Here is a 6,141-nt window from a genome sequence, read left to right as displayed (position 1 = left end):
TGTCGGTGCGGATGCCGCGCTTCTCCATCTGGCTGGCCGCTGGCCCCAGGTGGACAGAGGGGATTTTATCAATGCCCTGTCGCTTGTAGCTGCGGTGGTCTACCAGGGCAGGCTGACCGGCTGCCTCCAATGCCCGGTTGGTATAAGCCGCCCATGCTGCTCGCCAAATCTCCACATTCCCTTTGTCGTTCCAGTCGGTGGTGTCCTCCCGGTGGTTCTTCCAGCCGCCTCTCTCGTCCGGGATGCGCTGGCCGTTTTCGTCCAGGTCGTATGCCTTGCGGCACTTCGCGCCCCATGCGCCGTTTTCTTTTAAGGGCCGGACGGTCAGCATGATATGGACATGGGGGTTGCCGGTTCCCTTGTCATGGATGGCAAAATCAGCGCACATCCCCTTGTCCACAAAGTTGTCCTTCACATAGGCCCGGACAAGGGCAAGCTGCTGTTCCCTGGACAGTTCGCGGGGCAAAGCCGCCTCGATCTCGCGGGCAAGCTGGCTGTCCCTGGCTTTCTCGATCTGCTCCACACTGTTCCAAAGGGTGGAGCGGTCTGCAAATTCCGGCGGGGCGTGGGCGGGCAGCATGATCTCCGCATGGACAACGCCGCCCTTGCGGGTGTAATCGTGGGTAAGGCCGTCCCATTCATTCGTCAGCTTTGTTCCGCTGCGGTAGGCGGCTGCGGCAACAGCGGAACGGCCCTCGCTGCGCTTGATGATATGTGTACCTCTCTGAGCCACAGTTCCGCCATCAATCACAAGGATTTGGTCGGCGTTCTCAATCGTGGCCAGACGATGAGCAATCGTAATAATGGTCTTGCCATGTGTCAGGGCAGAAATAGCTTCCTGGATCAAATGCTCATTCTCAGGGTCAATGCTTGCTGTTGCCTCATCCAAGATAACAATGGGAGCATCCTTGAGCATCGCCCTGGCGATAGAAATTCTTTGCTTTTCACCGCCGGAAAGAGAAGAACCCCCTTCACCAATCACCGTGTCATATCCGTCTGGCAAAGCCATTATGAAGTCATGGCAGCGGGCCGCTTTTGCGGCGGCGACAATCTGCTCATCCGTAGCGTCCGGGCTGCCGAATTTAATGTTATTCTTGATGGTGTCCCGGAACAAATAGACATTCTGAAAAACCATACTGATATTTTTGAGTAGACTATCGCAGGTAAATCTGCGAATATCCGTTCCACCAATGGTAATCGTTCCGCTGTTGACATCGTAAAAACGGGCAATCAGGTTACACAGCGTAGATTTTCCGCTGCCAGATGGCCCCACGATGGCTGTTGTGCTATTCTGCGGAATTTTGAAGTTCAGGTCATGCAGAACAATCCGGCTGTCATATCCGAAAGAAACATCCCTAAACTCAATATCATAGGTTGCCGGTTTTATGTCGGTGCCATCCTGGTCGATATAGTTTACATTCTCCAATGCTTCCAGCTTATTCATGGCAGAGTCCACAACTCCAAGCGTATGGGCTGCGTCATTGATATTCTCCACACTGCCGAACATCACAAAAGAGAACAGGACAAACATCAGGAAGAACGCCATACTCATTTGTCCCTGTAATGCCTGCCATGCGCAAATAAAGACAATTCCCATCGAAGCCAGTTTCAAGGCAAACAGATGCAGACAGTTAAATGGAGTAAAGCCTTTTTCCACCTTGATATGAATATCTTTCAGATCTTTACTGGCATTACGAAAGTTCTCAATAGAGGCCCCTTCCTGTCCAAAGGACTTCACAATGGAAAGCCCCCGGATGTATTCAATCGTTGCGCCGGACATATCTTCCATTGCTTTATGGGTTGTTGCAGCGGTTTTTTCACTGTGTCTGCTGATCCCCTGCAAAGCCAGCGCCGAAAGAGCAACGCCGACAATGGAAATAACCGCAGCAACGGGGCTGAAGAAGATCAGGCATAAAACGATGGCAATAAACTTTGCGTATCCATTGATGATGACATCCACCATTTTCATGCCCTGTAATTCCAAAGTAGACAATTCCGTGGTAACACCTGCCAGAATGTCACCGACACTGTTCTGTGAAAAGTACCCAAGGGGAACCCGTTTCAGTACATCGCCCAGATGAATACGCTGTCCGGCGGCCACTTCATATCCAATGCTTTCCTGCAACACTGCCCGGAGATAAGAAAGCAGGAAGTTCAGCACAATCGAGCCAATAATGATCCACAGCGTTTGCCAGATTAAAACAGTATCAATCGCAGTATTCGTCCAGTATGCCTGGATCGCTTTATCCAGTGCGAATGCGGCTGCCATTGTAGGAATAGCAGTAGACAAACTGCTGAAAAAGGAACACACAGAACCAAGATAGAGGCGGGCTTTATATTTACCAGCCCATCGGATAATGCGTTTCATTGACTTAAACATTGACAGCCACCTCCTTTTTCTCGCCCACAGACCAGTTCTTTGCGCCAATATGCGCCTGCCACATATCCGCATAAAGCGGGCAGCGTTCCAGGAGTTCCTCCTGCTTTCCGCAGTCAACAATCTGTCCTTTCTTCAGAACGACAATCTGATCTGCGTTTTGAATGGTAGACAGACGATGTGCAATCACCAGCAGGGTCTTTCCTTTGGAAAGGGCCATGATGGATTTCTGGATTTTATCTTCATTCTGCGGATCAGTGAAGGCAGTTGCCTCGTCCAAAATCACAATAGGCGCATTTTTCAGGATTGCTCTCGCAATAGCAATTCGTTGCTTTTCTCCGCCGGAGAGCCGCTTGCCAGCATCACCGGCCGGGGTATCATATCCTTTTTCCAGTCGAACAATAAAATCATCACAGCAGGCCGCTTTTGCGGCGGCATATACTTCCTCATCCGTAGCATTTGGATTACCCAGTCGGATGTTCTCTTTGAGAGAGCAGTTGAACAGGAAATTGTCCTGTGTCACGAAACTGACCAATTCGGAAAGCTGCCGGATGGAAAGTTCCTTGATATTCGTGCCGCCGATGGAGATGCTGCCGCCGGTCACATCCCAAAACCGGGCAATCAGCCGGGCAACGGTGGACTTGCCCCCGCCGGATGGTCCAACCAGGGCTGTAAAACTTCCCTGCGGCATTTTCAGGCTGATGTCATGCAGCACTTCGTTTTGCTCGGTGCCATCATAGGAGAAAGACACATCCTGTAAAACAATATCTGTGTGCCTAATCGGAACAATCCTGCCAGAGTCCGGCAATACAGGCAGGTTCAGAAGTTCATTTGCAGCTTCTACTGCATACTCCATTGACTTTGCCTCGTTGATAAAAGTAGTAGCTTTCATCAGTGGGCCGACAATACTCAGCGAAAGAATAATTCCCATCGCCAATTCAGCAGGTGTGATGCTCCCGCTCTGTACCAACAGCAAACCGATGGGAAGTACCCCCAACAGGGTGGTGGGCATAATCGCCATCATCAGATTCATTGTTTTCCAGGTGCTCTTGAACCATGCCAGGGTAAAGTCCTTAAAGGACTTTACCGCTCCCACGAACTTCTCATAGGAACTGGTGCTTTGATTGAACGCCTTAACAACCTCAATGCCTTCCACATACTCAATAATGACATTGTTTACATGATTGTTTGCCTCCATATAAGCTGCGTACTGGCTGTTATAGTTCCGCATGAGAAAGAACATGGGGATCATAGCCAGAACCGGAGCAATCAGAACTGCAAGGCCCAAACGCCAGTCAATCGCCAGCAACCAGATAAAAATAGCAACCGGAAGGAGCAGGTTCGATGTCAGCTCCGGGATCATGTGAGCCAAAGGCGGCTCCAAATCCTCCACCTTGTCCATGATAATATTCTTCAAGTAACCGATCCTTCGTCCCATTACTTCGCCAAGGGGCACCCTCATCAGACGGTTTGCGATTTTCAGGCGGATACCTTCCAGTATCGTGTAAGCGGAGATATGTGCCAAAATTGTGGAAATGCCAAAGCAGATGACACGGATCAGGTATCCGCCTACTCCTACCAGACACCAGAGCAGGATGTTGTTCAAAGTAGCGGTCCGGTTAATGAACAGGAGCAGGATTTCATACACCGCCCAAAACGGAACAAAGCCTCCGGCAACACTTAAAATGGCACACAAAACCGAGAGGGTCATTTTCCCTTTGCAGGGACCTGCAAAAGAGAAAAGTGTTTTGACCCAATGCTCTTTTTGCTGCTTCATATCAATTCACCTCTCTCGATCAATTTAGCCAGCAAAGAAATAAGGATGGTTAATCTTTGCTAACCATCCTTAATGCTATCACAATTCAATTTTTCTTTCCGCTCCACACGGCCTTTTTTATTCCAATCAGATAATTGATTTTCGATATTCCAACGGCGTTTTTCCCATTGTCTGATGAAATGCGGACGCGAATTTGCTGGGGCTGTCATATCCCACAAGTCCCGCAATCTCCGCCACTTTCAGCGACTTATCTGATTTCAGTAAAGAGGCAGCATAGTTCATTCGATAGTTTCTCATGTATGTAAAAATCGGGCTGCCATATACCGATTTGAAACAGTTTTTCATAGGGGTCAGGGCAATATCAAACCGCGCGGAGAGTTCTTCCAAAGTATAGTTTTTGGTCAAATCCTGCGTCAGAAGTGCCTGGATCGCTTTGATTTTCTCAACCTGGCCTTTATAAAAATAGGGGCGTTCTTCTGTATGGCCCGAAAGTTCCAGTGCGTCCAGATACAGCAGCAGCTCCAACACTTTGATCTTGAAATAGTCCTTTTTGATTTTGACCGGGACATTGTAGAGTTCGGAAAAAATATGCTCAATGGCCGGTTCTCCTGGAATGACATAGGGTGTACGGTCGCTGCAATACTTTTTTTGCAATTCATAAAGATCCACAGAAAAGTCTTTCATAGAGGCCGGGATTTCCTTTGCCGCAGTCTCCATCTGAAAGCCAATGGAAATACCGTGATAGTGAGAAAGTGGAAATTCCACCTTGCCGGAATGATGGATGCGGCGATCCACCCGAAGATCGCCAGCCTCTAAATAGCTAAAGGCATTTTGGCCGACTTCCTGCTCAATGCGCCCTTCCCGGCAGTGGTCGATACAAAGCAGGTCCATATCTGTCTGGAAACCCGAAATGCACTCCTTCATGTGAAAATCATTATACATGAGAAATACACCGGGAAAGACATGATAGAGCGTCATCATGCCTTCACCAGAATTATCGCTTAAACGCATGACCTTGCAATCATCGGACTCGACCAGGTTTTGAACATTGGGGCCGTAGTACATTTCCCGGAACAGTTCCGGCATAGACGCTACCTCCTTTCTTTGGAGCATCCCTCCATATCAAATATTTTATCACAAGTCCGGCCCAAAAACTCAAAATCATGGGAAACAATGATGATAACTTTATTTTCATCATTCAACTTGCGGATCATGTTGCTCACTTCCAGCATACGATGATAGTCCAGCCCACTGGTAGGCTCGTCAAAGACAAGCACATCCTTGTCGGAGAGAATAGCGGTTGCCACCGCAAGGCGCTGCTTCTGGCCTCCTGACAGGGCCATCGGATGACGGTCTTTGAAATCCAGCAAATCAAAAGACCTGAGAATTTCTTCAATCCGCTCCGGCGGACAATCTGGCTGCGCCAGTTCACATTCGTTCCATACGCTGTCTGAAAAAAGCTGATGGTTCACATCCTGCATAACACAAAAGCTGGCCTTATTACGCTGTTTTGCTTTCAGTGTTTGCCCGTCCAGCCGGACTGTTCCATTCACTTCTTTCAAAAGCCCGCACAGGCAGCGCGTCATCGTCGTTTTTCCCGCGCCGTTATGACCGACAATCCCCAACACTTCGCCCCGTTTTGCAGAAAAGCCAAGGCCGCTGAATACCGGCTGCTTATCAAAGGCACAGGAAAGATTTTCTACGGATAAGCCTTCCTGCGCTCCTGGCGGATCGGCGGGAGGCAGCTCCAGCACAGGATGGACAAGACTTCTAAGCCCCATCCTGATACGCTGCTCATCCGAAAGATTGCGAAACTCATCTCTTGAAAAAGCCTGAACAATTTTTCCTTTTTGAATGAAGATCGCCCGGTCGATCAGGTCCATCAGAAAATATAGACGGTGTTCGGCAATAATGAAGTGACCCCGAAAAGTTAGACAATATTTTTGAAGAAATTGCTCAAGCAACCGAAAGGGCTTGTTGTCTGTGA

The 6,141-nt window shown here is 49.0% G+C and carries 4 protein-coding genes; all 4 read right to left on the bottom strand.

The window, feature by feature from the left end:
• On the bottom strand, positions 1-2,380 hold a 2,380-nt coding region (gene mobQ / locus B5F54_RS16870), incomplete at its 3' end, for a MobQ family relaxase (RefSeq protein WP_242969736.1).
• Positions 2,373-4,154, bottom strand: a complete 1,782-nt coding sequence (locus tag B5F54_RS16865) for an ABC transporter ATP-binding protein (RefSeq protein WP_087235309.1) — start codon at positions 4,152-4,154, stop codon at positions 2,373-2,375. The genes mobQ and B5F54_RS16865, both read right to left, overlap by 8 nt.
• Positions 4,155-4,280: 126 nt before the next feature.
• Positions 4,281-5,240 (bottom strand): helix-turn-helix domain-containing protein, encoded by a 960-nt coding sequence (locus B5F54_RS16860; RefSeq protein WP_087235308.1) that lies wholly within the window; start codon positions 5,238-5,240, stop codon positions 4,281-4,283.
• Between the two features lie 5 nt (positions 5,241-5,245).
• On the bottom strand, positions 5,246-6,141 hold an 896-nt coding region (locus tag B5F54_RS16855; RefSeq protein WP_242969735.1), incomplete at its 5' end, for an ATP-binding cassette domain-containing protein.

It is taken from the genome of Anaeromassilibacillus sp. An250, from assembly GCF_002159845.1.
In the GTDB taxonomy this organism is placed as follows: Bacteria; Bacillota; Clostridia; order Oscillospirales; family Acutalibacteraceae; genus Anaeromassilibacillus; species Anaeromassilibacillus stercoravium.
The sequence above is the reverse complement of the archived record's forward strand: the minus strand, read 5'-3'. Positions and strand labels throughout refer to the sequence as shown.

What these genes read in the sequence shown, in the direction of transcription:
- B5F54_RS16865 (WP_087235309.1), bottom strand. Translation starts at nt 4,154, where the DNA reads ATGAAGCAGCAAAAAGAGCATTGGGTCAAAACACTTTTCTCTTTTGCA.
- B5F54_RS16860 (WP_087235308.1), bottom strand. Translation starts at nt 5,240, where the DNA reads ATGCCGGAACTGTTCCGGGAAATGTACTACGGCCCCAATGTTCAAAAC.